The 16,166-nt window shown below is 56.0% G+C and carries 5 protein-coding genes; 1 reads left to right on the forward strand and 4 read right to left on the reverse strand.

The genetic code is table 11. The annotated features are described in order from the left end of the window. Positions 1 to 1,269, reverse strand: coding sequence for an HD-GYP domain-containing protein (locus tag SH139x_RS19065; RefSeq protein ID WP_488351355.1), 1,269 nt, complete (start codon positions 1,267 to 1,269; stop codon positions 1 to 3). A gap of 334 nt (positions 1,270 to 1,603) precedes the next feature. Beyond that, a complete protein-coding gene (locus tag SH139x_RS19070) occupies positions 1,604 to 2,728 on the reverse strand; it encodes a hypothetical protein (protein ID WP_488351356.1) in 1,125 nt (374 codons plus the stop codon). Between the two features lie 262 nt (positions 2,729 to 2,990). Here SH139x_RS19070 and SH139x_RS19075 point away from each other — a divergent pair, with 262 nt between their 5' ends. Further along, entirely contained in the window at positions 2,991 to 5,561 is a 2,571-nt protein-coding gene (locus SH139x_RS19075) for a COG1361 family protein (protein WP_488351357.1), read from the forward strand. A gap of 195 nt (positions 5,562 to 5,756) precedes the next feature. Here the strand turns inward: SH139x_RS19075 and SH139x_RS19080 are convergent, their stop codons facing one another. Next, complete coding sequence (locus SH139x_RS19080) at positions 5,757 to 14,864, reverse strand: pre-peptidase C-terminal domain-containing protein (RefSeq protein ID WP_488351358.1); 9,108 nt, start codon at positions 14,862 to 14,864, stop codon at positions 5,757 to 5,759. A gap of 202 nt (positions 14,865 to 15,066) precedes the next feature. After that, positions 15,067 to 16,128, reverse strand: a complete 1,062-nt coding sequence (locus tag SH139x_RS19085; RefSeq protein ID WP_488351359.1) for a helix-turn-helix domain-containing protein — start codon at positions 16,126 to 16,128, stop codon at positions 15,067 to 15,069. Positions 16,129 to 16,166 lie beyond the last annotated feature (38 nt).

Below are 16,166 nucleotides of genomic sequence, written 5' to 3' on the forward strand. Positions count from 1 at the left end.
TTAAAGACAGCCATCCTCGACCATGCGATTTAAGCGATCGCGGTCTTGCAGCAACAGCGAGACGATCCCCGGATCCCATTGCTTGCCACTACCAATGCGAAAAATCTCGATCACTTGCGCCAATGGCAACCCGCTGCGATAAGGGCGCGTGCTGGTCATCGCGTCAAAGGAGTCGGCGACCGCCAAAATGCGGGCAATCAAGGGAATCTTGACACCAGCTAACCCGGCCGGATAGCCAGTCCCATCCCAAGCTTCGTGGTGATAACGAACGCCGGGTAGGATTTCGACGAATTGAGGGACCCCACGCAAAATGCGGTACCCCAGCTCGGGGTGTTTTTTGATCTCATCAAATTCTTCGTTGGTTAATTTCCCCGGTTTTCGCAGCACCTTGTCGGAAACACCAATCTTGCCGATGTCATGCAGCAGTCCCGACATGTGGACCGTCTCGACTGCCTCGGCTGAAAGCCCAAAATCGACCGCCAGCGCTTTTCCCATCGCGGCCACCCGCGTGCTGTGGCCGCAAGTATAAGGGTCTTTGGCATCGACGGCCGATACCAGCGCTCGCACGGCTCCTTCAAACATCCGCCTGACCGACACGAATTGCCGATGGATCGCCAACTGGGAGTTGAGAATCATGCCGACAGACTGCATCAGCTGAATTTCAATCGTGCCTAGTTCCGCAGTCGGCCGCGACCCGATGCCTAACAGTTTACCACTCGAGGCAGACCCCGCCTCCAGTTCCACCATCGCCACGCGGTCGAAATTCGGCGCGCATCGCAGCGGATGATTGATCACCATTTGCGAGGTAGATTCCAATTCACTCACGATGCGGCGAAGCTGCTCCTCGTCATGCTCGCGACCAACTTGAATGACTTCTCCGACGCGTTCCTCGGCGGGTTGGAAGTCGACCGTCAAATTCGCATCGAGGTCACTCACGGCCCCGGCGCATAGGGGCGAATAATCGGTCGTCGCCAACGGGTTGCTGGAACCGACCAAGCAATCGTCGGGCGGCAACAGCACCACCAAAGTTTCCAGTGGTAGGCAATCGGCGAGCCGCAGTAGGGCGTCGCGGCAGTGTGTGGCGCGATCATTGGAGAGCTTGGTGCAACGACTGAGATCATGAATCAGCGTGAGCTCTTCAAAAGTTCGCGACAGCTGTTCACTGAGCTGCCCCATCTCCTCTTCCAACGCCTCGATTACCGCCGCCGATTCCAGCTTCGGTTGCGCGTCGAAATCACAGGTAGGCGGATGAGTTGAGGAAGCAGGCATAGCAAATACTGGTCACAATCGAACTCGCGATCCTGAAAAAGCCAGCCAATATCACTTCGCCGATGGCATGAACCGTCAACTCGCCGGTGGTTTTCGGATAACTTTGGGGGGGCGCGATTGAGTGGAGGTAACATATATGAGTTGCGAATCGCTTAAACCCTACGATGCGGATACCGTCCCACCGGGTTGGGCCGGCGCGGTTTTCCCTGACTTCAGCGAACCTATTTACCGCTTGGTGGGAGCCTAACGATGGTAGGGCCTGCGAACAGGTAAAGCAGTTGCGCCTGCGGCGAATCAACAGTCTCTGCGGCGAATCAACTGTCTCTGCGGCGAATCAGCTGCGACTGCGGCGAATCCGCTGGCTCACCCGTCGCAGCAGTGCCTGTTCGGCAGCGGTCAAGGAATCAGCACCCTGGCGGTGCAGTTTATCGAGCACCGCGTCGAGACGCGTTTCATCGACCGCTTCGGCACGTTCCTGCCGGAGCGTGCGGCGCAGCTTGAGTGTTTTCCACCAACGGACCAGTGGCGCATCGTCGGTGGAGGCGTCAGCCGCCGCCAGCAACTGACGCAGCTCGCTCCGCTCGCGACTGCCTGCTTCGGCGTCACGGCCGGCCCAGATCAGCAGACCAAATACCACCCAAAACGGCCACAGCGGCACGAATCCACCAGGCGGCTCCCAGTGCCACAGCACTAAGCTGATCGCCAAACAGGCAAACGCCAAACTCCCCTCGACCTGCCGCACTAAGTGATCCCTGCGGCGCAAGTTACGCGGGGCGATCACCAAAGCGAGCGAAGAGTGCAGAAAGGCGCGTCCCAGCGTACCTGGCAACGGGGTCAGCGAGATCGTTGCTTGGATCATCCAAACCCAAGTCGCAACCCACAGCGGCCGCTGGGGCGTAAACCCGCTATTTCCAAACACACCGCTCCTCAACAGGCTGCCCTCCACCGCGCCGCCTGTCAAACTGCCACGAATCAACTCCAACATCGCCAAGACGATGGCGATTTTGAAGAGAATGAGCGGCCCCAGCACGAGTTGCATCCAACGCTGGCCGGCACTGATCTGCCGCAGCGGCTCAAGCGGTTCACGGGCGCCAAAGACGGTGAAGATAACTGCGGGAACAATTGCCCCGCCGGGCCGACTGCGTTGGCAACCAGGTGTTAGAATCCAGTAAATGGCTCCCTGGATCGCCGTCCCCAGAATCGCGATGGCGAAGATGCAACCGGCCAGGGCGAGCAAATCTTGGTTTCCGGGGCGATCTCGCAACCACCAACCACCGGCCATCAAGACGGCGCCCAAAGCGGGCCAACTCCAGCCGACGATCAACCAGCATTGCCGGACATACCCAGCACGAATTCCCGCCGGCGAAAGTCTCGGTAAATAATGGTGAGGCTGGCCCACCCGGCCATCGCTGCTGGGAGTCAAGTCGGCACCGGTTTCTCGGAATGGGTCCCCTGACATGGTCAATGCCGATCACTCGCAACGCGTGTACCTCTTCCGATGGCGACTCGGCCGATGCTCAAATCTACCATTTCAGAGCCCAGCATAGTTGTGGCGGATGAGGTTTTCGTTGGCCGCTCTGCCCCGCTGATGGAAATACGCAAGCCGCTTTCATGTGGTTTTGGGAACTTCGCTATTTGAAAAAATTCACGGATTTGCTAAAGACCTATCCCGACGGGCCTTGGATGGCCCACTTGATGGCTCAGACAAGGATGCGAACAGCATGAATCGCTTCGGCCTTCGCCTTACGGCAGGACTCGTCGTAATCTGCCTCGGTGGATTAGCGATCTACCAAACTCGTTCTAACGACTCGCCCGAATTTGCTGGCGATTGGTCCAGGATGGATGGAACGGCCGACGATGACAGCTTGACCGCTAACGGTCCGGCTCCCCTGCCAGCACTTAGTGATTTCCCCCTCCCCCCCGATATCAATGATGACCAGCACGTCGTCCGGGGCAATGACCCGCTGAGCACCGGCGTGCCAAACCAGAATCATAACCCTGGAAACTATAGTTCTGGAAACTTCGACTCGGGAAACTACGACTCGGGAGTCCGTTTGGCCACCCTGCAAACTCCGGTCGACCCCGATCCTGCCAGCGAACCACCTGCCAACTTGCCTCCGATCTTGCCTCCCACGCTGCCAAGTACCGGTGCAACTGCCGAGGAACAACCGCAGACTGGATTCGAGTCGCCAGGCTTGAGCCAACTCGACTCTCCTAGCATCCCCGCTCTCAGCTCACCCTCTGTGACACCCGGTGAATCTCCCGGTGCTCCGCAGTACGGTGAACCTACCTTACCGCCCAGCGGCGACTACAGCATTGATTCACTCTCTCTGCCAGCCCTCGATGACGGGCCACAATCGGATGCTCCCTTAGATTTGCCGCCATTGCCAACTTACGATGCTGCCGCCGCCAACGCCACCAGCACTTCCACAGGTCCCGGCAGCGAAGACAGCTCGCCAGGTACCAACACGCTGCGGTTGCGGTCCGCCGCAGAGCCACCTGCTGCGGCAACAGCCAATTCCGCCAACACTTACGCGGCTCCGGCGACCGGCTATGATGCGCCCGCTAACCCACCAGCGGATCAAGCCGTTGACGCGATCGATGCTGCCGCCGCGGAGTGGGGAACTCCGGTCGCTCAACCTGCTGCTGCCGCTGCCAATCAGCCCCCCTCATACAATCCGCCGGCAGCGTACGATCCGTCGGCTGCTGACAGTCAACCGCCAGCAGTTAACCAGCCTCCAGCGTACCGCACAGCCGATCTCCGCCCCTTGGAGGCTGGCTCACGTTCCGCTCAGCCGTCGCTCAACGGCAGCAATCCAGCCGCATCGCTCGCTCCCACCAGCCGCTCCAGTGCTTCTGACGCGGCCGCGTTGCAAGTCGTTTCGGCTGAGGAAGTGCTCGCTGTTCCCGGTACGCGTGAGACCGAAGGTTTGCAATCGCCTCACATTCTTGTGCAGAAAAGTAGCCCCAGCGAAGTCCGCGTGGGACGCCCCACCGACTTTACCGTGCAAGTTCGCAACGTCGGGGAAGCGACCGCGTTGGATGTGCGAGTTTTTGACAAGGTCCCCACCGGCACCACCTTCGTGGAAACGGTACCACCGGCCAGCCGAGCTGCCGGGATGCTGATCTGGCAACTGGGCGACCTCCGCCCCGGCGAAGAACGCACAATCATAACGAAATTAATTCCGGACAGCGAAGGCGAGATTGGCAGCGTGGCGCGAGTTACTTTTGAAGCGGCGGCGTCGGTACGCACCATCGCCACCCAACCCAACTTGCAGTTGACGCAAAACGTACCCACGCAAGTCCTGATCGGGCAACAACTCGAGATTGACATTGCACTCAAGAACAGCGGCAGTGGTTCGGCCAACGGAGTTGTCCTACTGGCTGATCTACCCGATGGTCTAGAGCACGTTCAAGGTCGTCAAATTGAGCTGCCAATCGGCGAACTACCTCCCGGTTCGCAACAGAATCGCATCATGCGATTGCGGGCAACCAAGCCGGGTGTCATTCAGAATACAATCGTGCTAACCGACTCCGATGGTGTGCAAACAAAACACACGGCGGAAATCGAAGTCATTTCGCCAGCGGTCGAAGTCTCCTTGGCAGGCCCCTCGCTTCGCTACCTCGAACGTCAAGCAACTTATGATGTCGAGATTGCCAACATGGGCACCGCCGACGCCTCGAACGTCGAGATCATGGCGTTTCTCGACAAGGGGCTGAAGTTCGTCAGCACCGAAGCGGCCGGACAGTACGATCCGGAACGACACGCCGTGTTCTGGAGCCTCGAAGAACTCCCCGCCGGTCGCAATGGTAGCGTGCCGTTGACGGTGCTACCGGTTCAAGCCGGACAACAAGCGATCCGCTTGGAAGCCAATGCCGATCTGGGCATCGTGGCAGCCAGCAGCAAGGAGTTAACAATTGAAACATTGGCCGAGCTCAGCTTTACCATCGCGGATGATCAAGACCCGATCGAAGTGGGCGCGGAGACTCTGTATAAGATCCGTGTCACCAACAACGGTACCCGCGACGACACGAACGTGCGGTTGGAAGTGCGATTGCCACATCCAGCTTTGCAATTAGTCGGCGCGGACCCCTTAGCGCAAACCGACGGCAAGGGATTGCTAGTGTTTGACCCAATCGCTTCCTTACCGGCGAAGGGCGAACAAGTTTTCCAAGTCCGCGTTCGAGGCACAACCGCCGATGCGCACCTGATCAAAGCGACTTTGGTCAGCGACCAATCTAAACGTCCAGTGACCAAGGAAGAAAGCACCACCGTCTATGCCGATCAATAAGATCCGCGACAACAGCCCGTCGGCTGCCAGAAATCTCTCGCCCGTTGACTGAAATCTGTCAAGAAATGATCGATTTCAGTCAACGCGGTAGTATAAGATTTTCATTCACGCCCATTCGTGCGATAGTCGGGCAAACAATCAGAGTTTCCCACCATTTCCTACCAGTAGCCAATTAGTGGTTGCCTTTCACTCGCTTCAATCAATCCCGCGCATACTTTTTTTCCAGCGATCGAGGTCCTCTAAGGTTTGCGGAGCAAATTCCCAGTTGGCCAGCAGCGTGTCGACGTCGCTGGGGTCGAGTGGGCTGGCTGCGGTGTGCGAGATGGCAAGATCAATCAGCTGAGTCCCTTCTCCCGCGGGTTCGCCGTCACGATTCCGGTTTAAGTAATTAATGACCGCTAGGGCGTCCAATGGAGTTACGCGGTTATCCGCGTTGACATCCAGGAAGCGTACCGCTGTGCCTGCGGAACCATCACGAACGTCCAGCGAGCGGGTGCCATTTTTATTCAGATCATTAATCACGGCCAACGCGTCAATGGGCAAAATACTTCCGTCGCCGTTAACGTCATAAGCCGAGTCGACGTTGTGATAAGCAAACGGATTCGCTTCAATCTGGATCGGCACCGTTAGCTGGTTGATGATTCCTGGACTGCCGGCATCACTGTACTCAATCGCCACCCAACGTTGCTGGCCTGCGGTTAGGGAGAGCGACTCGCCGGCGCGAAGGCGAAGCGTGTTATCCACGATTTCAAACTGTGAATCCAACACTCTCAGCACGCCAACTTCATCAACCAACTCGGAGATTGGCAATTCGGCAAGCAACCCACCGGCAATCCGTTCCGGATATTGCAGCGGAAACAGTGCGTTCGTCGCACTCTCGATCTGCAACGAGTAGCTGGCAGCCGATTGATCGCTGACGTTCTCGATCTTAAGAAAGTAATCTTCAGCCCCACCGCTGGCTAACAGCCCCAGGACCAACGCGCCCCCTTCGCCTGTGCTGCTGACCGTCTGCCCTTGCCCATCCACCACGCTGGCCGAGATAATGCCGGGAGTGTTAGGAAGCACCGTCAGTTCGTAAAAACTATTGTTAGCCAAACGTGGTGTTTCGAGTTTGAACCAAGCTTCGCTCGATGTGTCGATAGCCAGCCCGCTGAACCAAGCTCGCGTTGGCGTCAATCCAAGTGGAAAGGCCTTCTCGAACGAAGTATTATCTCCAGCCCAGGAGCTGGTATCTACGATCTCGGGCGCGTCAATCATCAGATCATAACGTGCTACCGGTTGGAGATCTGGCGAATCGACGCGCACCAGATACTCGCCGGCAGCCAATTCACTGAGGGGCAGCACGACGTTGCCATCTCCGCTCGCCTGAGCCAACAACTGGCTTCCCGTTTGATCAAACAAGGTCAGACTCAGCGAACTGCCCTCTGCGGTTTGCAGAGTTATCTGCTCGGTGGCGGCTGTTACCGTCTCCAACTGGAAACGAAACCAATCGACGTCCGTTCCCGCGTGCAGACTCAGTTCCGTCATCGCGTTGCCCGCACCGCGAATTTCGCGTAGATCGAACGCCAAGGCGGGTGAGTCGTTGGATTCCGCCCAGTCCTGCGACGTGGCCATCCGCCCCAATCGTCCCGCGGGCCCACCCGAAGAACGCCCTCCAAGGTGTTCGGTAAAATCAGACCAGCCGGTAGCAGAAAGGAACTCACTGAATTCGGTCCGGTAAGCAATGTCGGCGGATCCGCCATCAGGGAGATGAATTGAAATCCCCGAGCTGTTACGCGCGTCTTGACTCAATGCCACAATGGAACTTTGCAGCGCGGCCAGCACGTCTTCGGCGGCTGATTTCAGCGAAGCACTCAGACCTTCCGTGGAGGCGATAATTGAAAATAGGCTGCCTAGATCGCGAGACTCCGGATCGTAATAGCTGAGCGCCGCATCGGCCGCCTCCCGTAGATACCTGAGCTGCGTCCCCGTGGTACCAAGACCAAGCGTTACGAACGCCTCCAGAGAATTCAACAGCGACTCGATCGCATCAGATGAAATCGCGGATTGAGTATCCCAACCCGAGTAGTCTCCCGCGTACTGCTCCTCAAAGCTGCGAACGAAGCCCGTTGCCAGTTCTTCGCTGGTGACGCGTGCGGGATTCTCGCGCAAAACATCAAACAGCGTGGTGTAGTCATGGCCGTCAAAACCAACCAATTCTTGAGCGGCAACGAACACTTCGCTGACATCTCGAAGACTTGCCGCCACTTCGATCGTGCCCATTAAACAGGCGTCGAAAGCGAGCACGTCGATCGCCGGCACTCCCGGAGAGCGAAGCGCGGAGGCAAGCTCTGGAATCCGTAAATTCTCCCGACCGCCGATGGTCGCCAAATCGGAATCATCGAAATTGGAACCACGAATTCCATCCCCGTGATTCCACAAGATCAAGCCATAGTTTTCCGCCGGAGCGACGTCCACGCCCCAAGTTAGAAAATCGACCAAGGTGGCAGGATCGCCCGAATTCGCCTCCGCCCCGATGATAAATTCGGTCGCTACGCTAGACATGTCGCGATCGGCTTGCAACATGGCATAACCGACCGTTCCCCAAGGTGCTTGCGATCCACCACCGGTCGCGAATGTGGTTCGCAAATCACTTTGGTCCCAAAATACCCCCACGTTTACGCCAGCGGGCAGTTCGCTGAGAGCGAATTCCATCTCATTGATATCATCATGCGCGGCCCGATCTAAATCACTGGCCGTGATGTAAACAAAAATCGTCCATGGATCGAGAGCGGGAGTATCAGTCGGTGCGTTAATCCGCAACGAGTATTCAGACGGCTGGCCGGCAGCCAACGAGCTTTCTAGATAGTAGGTTCCGGCTGTCAAGTCGGCTAAGGAGATGCGAGTCCCCGAGCCCAGCGGCTCCCCATCGGCATCTAACAACCGCAACTGCGGCCGCGCGCTACCAGGAGGACCGCTGATCTCGACAAAGTTGCTCGCCGTGCCCACTCCCAGCGTTTCAAATCGAAACAGATCGACATCGTCCGCAACATGCAGATTCAAATCTCTCAATGCATATTCGCCAACCAATTGATCACCTTGGTTGCGAAGCAGCGTCGCCTGCGAGCGCACATCGTTGGGTTCAAAACGATCTTCACTCAAGCGATCATTGGGCGGGAATATTTCGAGGCTGTACTCCGGATTCGTCGCACCCGAATATCCATAGACATGCACGTAGTAGACACCGGGCGCGAGTCCCTCCAACGTGAGCGTTTCCATGTCGGTTGTCCCGTTGCTGGCCGCCAAAGACTCGCCAGCTTGATCGAGCAACTCGAAATCGAGGTCTCCCGCGGTATGTTGAAACTGAATCTGCACGCGATGATCGCTGGTCCCCACGGAGGTGGTTTCGAAACGGAAATAATCGCTGTCACTTGCGGGCCATACCGAGAGGGTGTCGAGCCGAGTGTATTCAGTCAGCAGGCGAAGATCACTGGCATCACTCAATCGATCATTTGCTTCAAATCTATCGGCAAAAGAATCCGAGAATGCGAAATCGATATGCAGCGAGTATTCCAGCGTGGCAGCTCCGTCGACGCCGGCCGCTTCCAAGTAGTACTCACCCGGACTAAGCCCCGCCAAGCGGATTAATTCGCTGCTCGCGGCACTGTCAGAAACTCTTACCAACTGACGGCTGGCGTCATACAGCCAGAGCCCCATATCCCGAGTTTGGTGATCAAACTCGATCAGTATTTGATCTTCCACCGTGCCTCGCTCGGGCAATACGAAGCGAAACCAATCACGATCGTTCGACGTATGGAGTGAAAGCGTTTCTTGAATATTGCCGCTGAGTGTCCTGAAATCGAAAGCCGTCTGGAGCGTGTCATTGGTCTCAAAGTGGTCCGCCGCCACGCCGGCGGAAGGTCCGACGATGGACAGCTGATAGGCTGGGTTGGTGGCACCCGAGAACCCATAAACCCTAACCAAATAAGTGCCCGCTGGTTGCCCTTCAAGACTAATCAGTTCCTCGTCTTCGATGCCCGTCGAACTTCCCAGCAAATTCAGATTGGCGTCATACAACAGGATGTCCAAATCACCAAGCTCAGACGCAAATTCAATCGCCACGCCGTCCCTTGGGCCACCTTGATTTCCAATCGAGAACTCAAACCAATCAACATCTTGGTCCGCATGGATACTAAGGTTTGCATAGGTCTGCGTGCCTTCGACCAGCCCCAGATCGGAAGCTGTCGCCGGCAAGTCGTTCGCTTCCCAATCGTCCGCTGCAATTGCCACCGGCGTCTGCAAGGATAGCGTGTAAGCGGAACTAGTCGCACCCGCGAAACCGTAGGCAACCACGTAATAGGTGCCCGCATTCAGTCCCGCCAGACTAATGCGTTCGCGATTCGTGACCGAGTCTGAAATCTTCAGCAGCTCGCCCGTGGCACTATGCAACCTGAGGTCCAAGTCTCCCTCAGCATGCTCAAAATCAATCGCCACGAAATCCGCGTTCGATCCGGCGGCCAACGTCTCAAAGCGAAACCAATCTTCATCTTCCGGCTGATGGATGGTGAGATCATTAAGAGCCAAGAATCCCTCCGTAGCCCCTAAATCAAACGCTTCGCCCGGTGAATCATTCGACTCAAAAGCATCCTCGTCGATCGCATCGATCAGTGGCACGTCAATGATCAGCGTATAATCAGGATTTACTGCATCTTGGAAACCGTAAACCTGTACATAGTATGTCCCCGCTGGTTGGTCGCGGAGCGAAATGTGTTCTACGTCACCAAAACCGGCCGAGTTGCCGAGCAACACTCCGTCACTATTGAACAATGCCAAATCCAGATCTCCCAGATCATCATCGAACTCAATGGTGACTCCATGCTCTTTGCTACCATCCTCCAGCGTGGTGAACTGAAACCAATCGTGGTTTCCCGCAGCGTGGATGGAAAGCTCGGAATAGTCGCGGCGTCCACTGAACACTCCCAGGTTGGCAGCCTGCGAGAATGAATCGTTCGTTTCGTAACGATCTCCCGCTGGTAAGTTGTCACCCGCAAGCGTAAATGTATAAGGATGCGATTGCGAGACGTTAGTCACAAAAGTTGTGTTGTTTACCAACACAAGCTGTAATGTGTACTCACCCGCTGCAAGATCGGGAAATTCGGTTGAACCGGATACGGTTTCGCGGTCGAGCAAGAATGAGGAGATCAGCTGCTGATCGTGAAAAAGCGAGGCTTGAATATCAAAAATCCCTCGCGTACTACCTGAGAAGGGACCCTCGAGTGAGAGGCGAAGGGCGTCGCCTCCTAAGTATTCAAAATCAAAATGATCGTAATCGTAAGTTCTAACGCCTGTGCTGCGATCCACTTCGAGGCCAACTTGCCCTTGAACGCGTTGCACTCCCACCGGCCCCAATTGCTGAGCGGTGGCGAACGAATCGTTCGGTTCGATTTCGTCCGTAATCGTGGTCTCATAGACGATCACGCGGAAACTCTCGGTGTAAGACCGATTGTCAGCGATCGTTTGAAGATCATTATCCAAACCACCATCGACAAAGCTAACGGTAATCGTGGCTTCACCCGTCTGATCCGGTGCTGGAATCAGCTCGATCACCCCCTCGGAATCAGGAAAGGAATAATTAGCCACGGCCGATACCAAAGCCGGATTGCTGGAGCTGGCTGACAAAAACGATTGCCGCTGGGGATCGACGAGGATACCGTTGACAGGCACACTCAAACCAGCTTCGGTATTCGCTAGCAGTTGGTCGCCAATCGCATCAAACCCAAGCGGCGCATGGACGGAAATGCGATAGTCCTCCACTTCGCCGTCCGCTGCCAGCCCGAAAGGCGATAAACCACCCGAGCTGCTGATCCGAAAGCGGCTGTAAGTATCACCGTCGTATGCACCGGTGGGCATCAAAAAACTAAGATAATTGACACCAGTTTCCACGGGCAGCGAAGTGGCAATCTGCTCGCCTGTGTCATCCCAATCGCCATCTCCGTTGAAATCGATCCAAGCATCTAAATATCCAGGACCATCGGAGACCGTGACCTCAGCGGTGGCAATATTTCCAGCTTCGAGAAAACCAAAACGGACGCCATCGTCATCTGCACCATCGGATCCAGCGTCTGCGGATGCGATGCCGTTTGCTTCGGCGTCGATTTGACTACCGAGGATCGGTCGGGAACGAAGCGAGAAAGTCCGGGCTAACCCGTGTACCAAGCCATCGAGCGCGTGGTCCCTGTCCCCGACGGCGGTCATATCGCCATTCTGTGCGAGCGCTATTACCGTGGGAGCCTCTGTATATTCATTTTCGCTAACAATGGTATTTCCAACCAACTGCCAATCGCCACCTTGAAAATCAAATATCTGGCTTGCTCCCGAGTGTCCGAACTCTAAACCGCTGGAAGCGATCGCAATCCGCTCCCCATCCTGACTGATGGCGACTTGCGAGCCCAGCCGGTCTGTGGACCCCACTCCCTGGAGCTCGCTCCCCAGCGGCATCCAGTTTTGACTATCAAACGCATATGCCTGCACCGTGCCCGCATCGATTCCGTTGACGTTGCCACCCGGTTTGCCGATCACCATGGAACGCGCGTCGCCGCTGAGTGCAACCGACCAACCTAAGGCGCTGTCCTCAGGGTCACCGAAGAGAGCTTGGCCGAGTTGATTCCAATCGAAGCCGTCGTATCTCAAGACGCGCGCGGCGGCACCGTTCATCGATTCGCTATGTACGTTTTGACCTACCAATATGGTGCGGCCATCGTCACTGATGTCGACATCGATGTTCCAAGTTTCCTCACTAAAGAGGGAAAAAATATCACCGCCGAATTGTGCCCAATCACCGTTGGTCCAGCGGTAAACTTTAGCAACCGATACTGAATCCCCGACGCTGCCTACGACCAGCGTTTGCCCGTTATCGCTGATCGCCAAGGCACTGCCCAGTCGCTCGCCGGTTTGGTTCCCGCGAATGATGCTACCACGCGATTCCCAACTGCCGCCAATCTGCTCAAAAACACGAACTTCCCCGAGTTCACCATCTGCCGTAAACGGCGCACCGACGGCGAGCGTATTGCCATCGTCGCTGAGCCCGAGCGAATACCCCATGCCAATGTCCGCGGCCGCACCGACAATGGGATCCCCGAAAGGTTGCCAAACGCCTGCTTGCTGACGATAGAGAAAAACCGCACCAGTCGTCGCGTCTCCTACGTTGGCTGCGGGAGCACCGACGGCAAGCGTGCTACCATCTTCGCTAATGGCAAGTGAGGCACCAAACAGGCTCTGCTGATCGTCACCCAAGACCTCGCGACCCAACAACTCACCACCGCTATTGAGCCACGCGGTACGTTCTGCCTCCTCATAAAAGACATGCCGGGCACCATCGTCGGCCAAGGAAACGGGGTACCCCAGCGGCGCGTCTCCAAAATCGTGCCTGCGAGAGGTGAAAGTCAACGTTGCGTTTTGACCCAAGCGAATCTGGTTAGGCCCGATTTCCGGCTCGAACTCGCCGTTCGGCCCCGTACCATACAAGACAAACACTTCGTCAAATGAGCTGCGTACCGAGACTTCAAGTTGCTCAGTTGGCTGATTGATCATCACTGGGATTCGAAACGCATCGACGGGACGAACGTAACCAGAGCCGCGATACCAACCTTTCGCGTCCAGCATCCCGACGAGTTTATGTTCCAGGTTCCATGTTGAAGCCTGGGAATCAGCGAACCGAGTCACGTCAATGTAGAACTGCTCACCCAACGCGTAACTATGAAGACCAAGATTAAAAGGAACCGCGCCGGGATTGCTGGAGCCATCTGCGAGAATGGGAGAGAATTGTCTTGTTTCGCCTGTCGATACGCTGATCAGCGGCAAATTCACATTGGTATAACTGTCCCGCGACCAACGAATCGTGGCGGCGATTACCGTTTCACCAGACTCATCGACAAAGTCATTGACGACATCGAGCACAAAGTCATCCGCTGCGTACCCGAAGTCGGTCAGAGCGGTGAGGAAATCACTGGGGGTAATCACTCCATCTTCAACACCATTGGATGTCAATTCTCCTGCTGTCACACCGGGTGGCAAAAAGGGAATGCTGAACTCCAAGTCGCCGCCGCTCGCGGGCACTGTCAGATACTGGGTTTCCGTCAGCAATGGTGTGACAGCCTCTTGCTGACTGATGACCAAGTCGGTGACTAAGGAAAAGACTCCAAGGTCCCCGCCGAACTGCCGAAAATCGTCCAGCGCTACTTCAAGATCAAACGGCTGACCAACTTCGACTTGAATGCGTCCCTCAGCATCAGGCTCCAAAAGATGCGCCCCGTCGAGCGTACGGGCACGCAAAGAAAGTCCAATGATATCTTCGGGATCATCCTCGACAGTAACGAAAGTTAGCGTCGCATCGTCATCCAAGCGAATCCGATCCGGTCCGAACGCATCATCCGCACCATATAAGGAAAAATTTTCATCAGGCACACTCCGCACCGCGACATTAAGTTCCTCGACAGGCTGATTAATAAAAACCGGAATGCGGAACGCGTCGACGAAGTCACTTTGATCGCCCCAGCCGAATGACGTGCTGGAGCCGATAATGTTTTGCTGTAAATTCCATGCCGGTGACCAAGAGCCGGCGAGCGCCCCCAGGGGACTGTAAAACTCCTCACCCAGCGTTTGGCTTTGAAAGTCCATGTTAAACGGAACCGCGTCGGGATTACTGGAACCGTCGGGCGAAAGGGGCGAAAATTGCCAGGTTTCTCCCGTCGAGATGCTGATCAAAGGCAGATTCACATTGGCATAGCGATCGCTAGTCCAACGGATGGTCGCGGCGATCACCGACTCCCCAAATTCATCCATGACTTCATCAACATCTAGCACGAAATCTTCGGGAGCGTAACCAAAGTCGGTCAATGCGGTGAGGAAATCGATCGGGGAAATTTGACCGTCGTCAACACCGTTGGAAGTCAGTTCCCCATCATCAATACCGGGCGGCAAGAAGGGGATGCTGAATTCTAATTCGCCCCCCTTAGTCACCTCGATGTATTGAGTCTCGGTCAACACCGGCGTGACCGCAGCCTGCTGAGTGATGATCAAGTCAGTCAGCACGTTGAAGACTCCGGTATCATTTCCAGAGGGACGCAAATCGTCGAACCCCACTTCCAGGCCAAAAACTTGACCGACTTCGACGGCAATCCGCCCGTCGGCAGCTGGTTCTAAGAGATCACCGGCGGGAGTTCTGGCGGTTAGTGACAGCTCTAGGAGTTCGGCGGTTAACAGTCGACGGCATTCGAGACGTTGAGCGGTTAACATTCTGCGACGAGGACGTGGGCGTGAACGCATCAGGCTTTCCTAACAGTTCCGCTCCACGAGTCAATCTAAAACTGAGCGGCGAAACTGGTTGTAGCATGTGGGAGGAAGATCAGGGCTCCCACCACTCTGATCCTGACTGCGAAATTGATCAAGAATTCGCCCGGGTTCAAATAGTGTCAAATCCCGTCGTTTCGCCTGACGGACGTTAAGCTTCCACTGTCACGGGCGTTGCTTATTCATTGGGACCTGCCGTCTCTGCACGCGACAAAGGCTGGCCAGGAGAAACCCAAACCGAACAGCTACATGTGGCAATCACCTGTTGGTTTTCGTTCGACAAGATGTTCAACAGAACTTTGCACTTCACAGCACCGGGTATCGGTTTGTCTTCGGTGTTTTGAACGGTCGGCGTCAGCAGATTGAGTCGGTAGAGAAGTGCGCGGGAACCGCCGGCGGGCACGATGGGATTTTGGGCGGGTTCGGGATCCAAGTAATATTCAATGTCGGGATGATCCCAGTCGGTACCCTCGAAACTCACTGTGCAAATTCGATTGGCTCGCACATCCTCGTCCGAATTGTTTTCAATCACGATTGGCAAGCGGGCGAAGCGATCGGGACGTTCGAACTGCACACCGACTTGATGCACCGTTGGGCGTCCGGCAAGTTCGAGGCGAAGGTTTTGGGCAGAGGCCGGTGCGTGCCAAAACGTCGCCAGCAAAGTGATTGCCGCCACGATTGCAAGCAGGCAGGTGAACAAGAGTATGCGGCGGTGCGTGGTCGACAAGCCGATTAATTTGACATCGAGCAACATTTCACGAGCTTGCTCTGACTGCCCCGCGTGCTTTTCAACTGCATGTAAATCTTCCTCCGACATCATGACCGTAAACTTCAACGAACCGCGAGCGACTCGCAACACATAAGGTTCCTTGCCGGTGGCCGCTTTGTATTCCTTCCTCCATTTGAGGAATTCTTCTGGATGATCGAGCAACCACTGCTGGACCTGTTCCGGCGTTTGAATCTCGGGCGGCAAGCTGGCTGTGATCGTAAATTCGGCGACTACGCTGCTGGCAGGTTTCAAATAACAACGCCATGCCGAGGCCAAGCCGCGACAAACGCGCGCCACATCTTCCAACGTGGAACGACTGGTTGGATGTCGCCCCGAGAGCAAACGTTTGACCGTCGTCAGCGAAAGATTTGCCTCGTGCGCCAGCTGTTGGCTGGTCAGCCCCAGCTTACCCATGTCCTCTCGAACAATGCTGGCATCGGGCCACAAGCCCCGTTCACGTGCTTCGGACATAGCGATTAGGAGAAAAGCAGAATAGGAATGCAATCGTC

It is taken from the genome of Kothea flammea, assembly GCF_052161645.1.
Taxonomy (GTDB): Bacteria; Planctomycetota; Planctomycetia; order Pirellulales; family Pirellulaceae; genus Laterigemmans.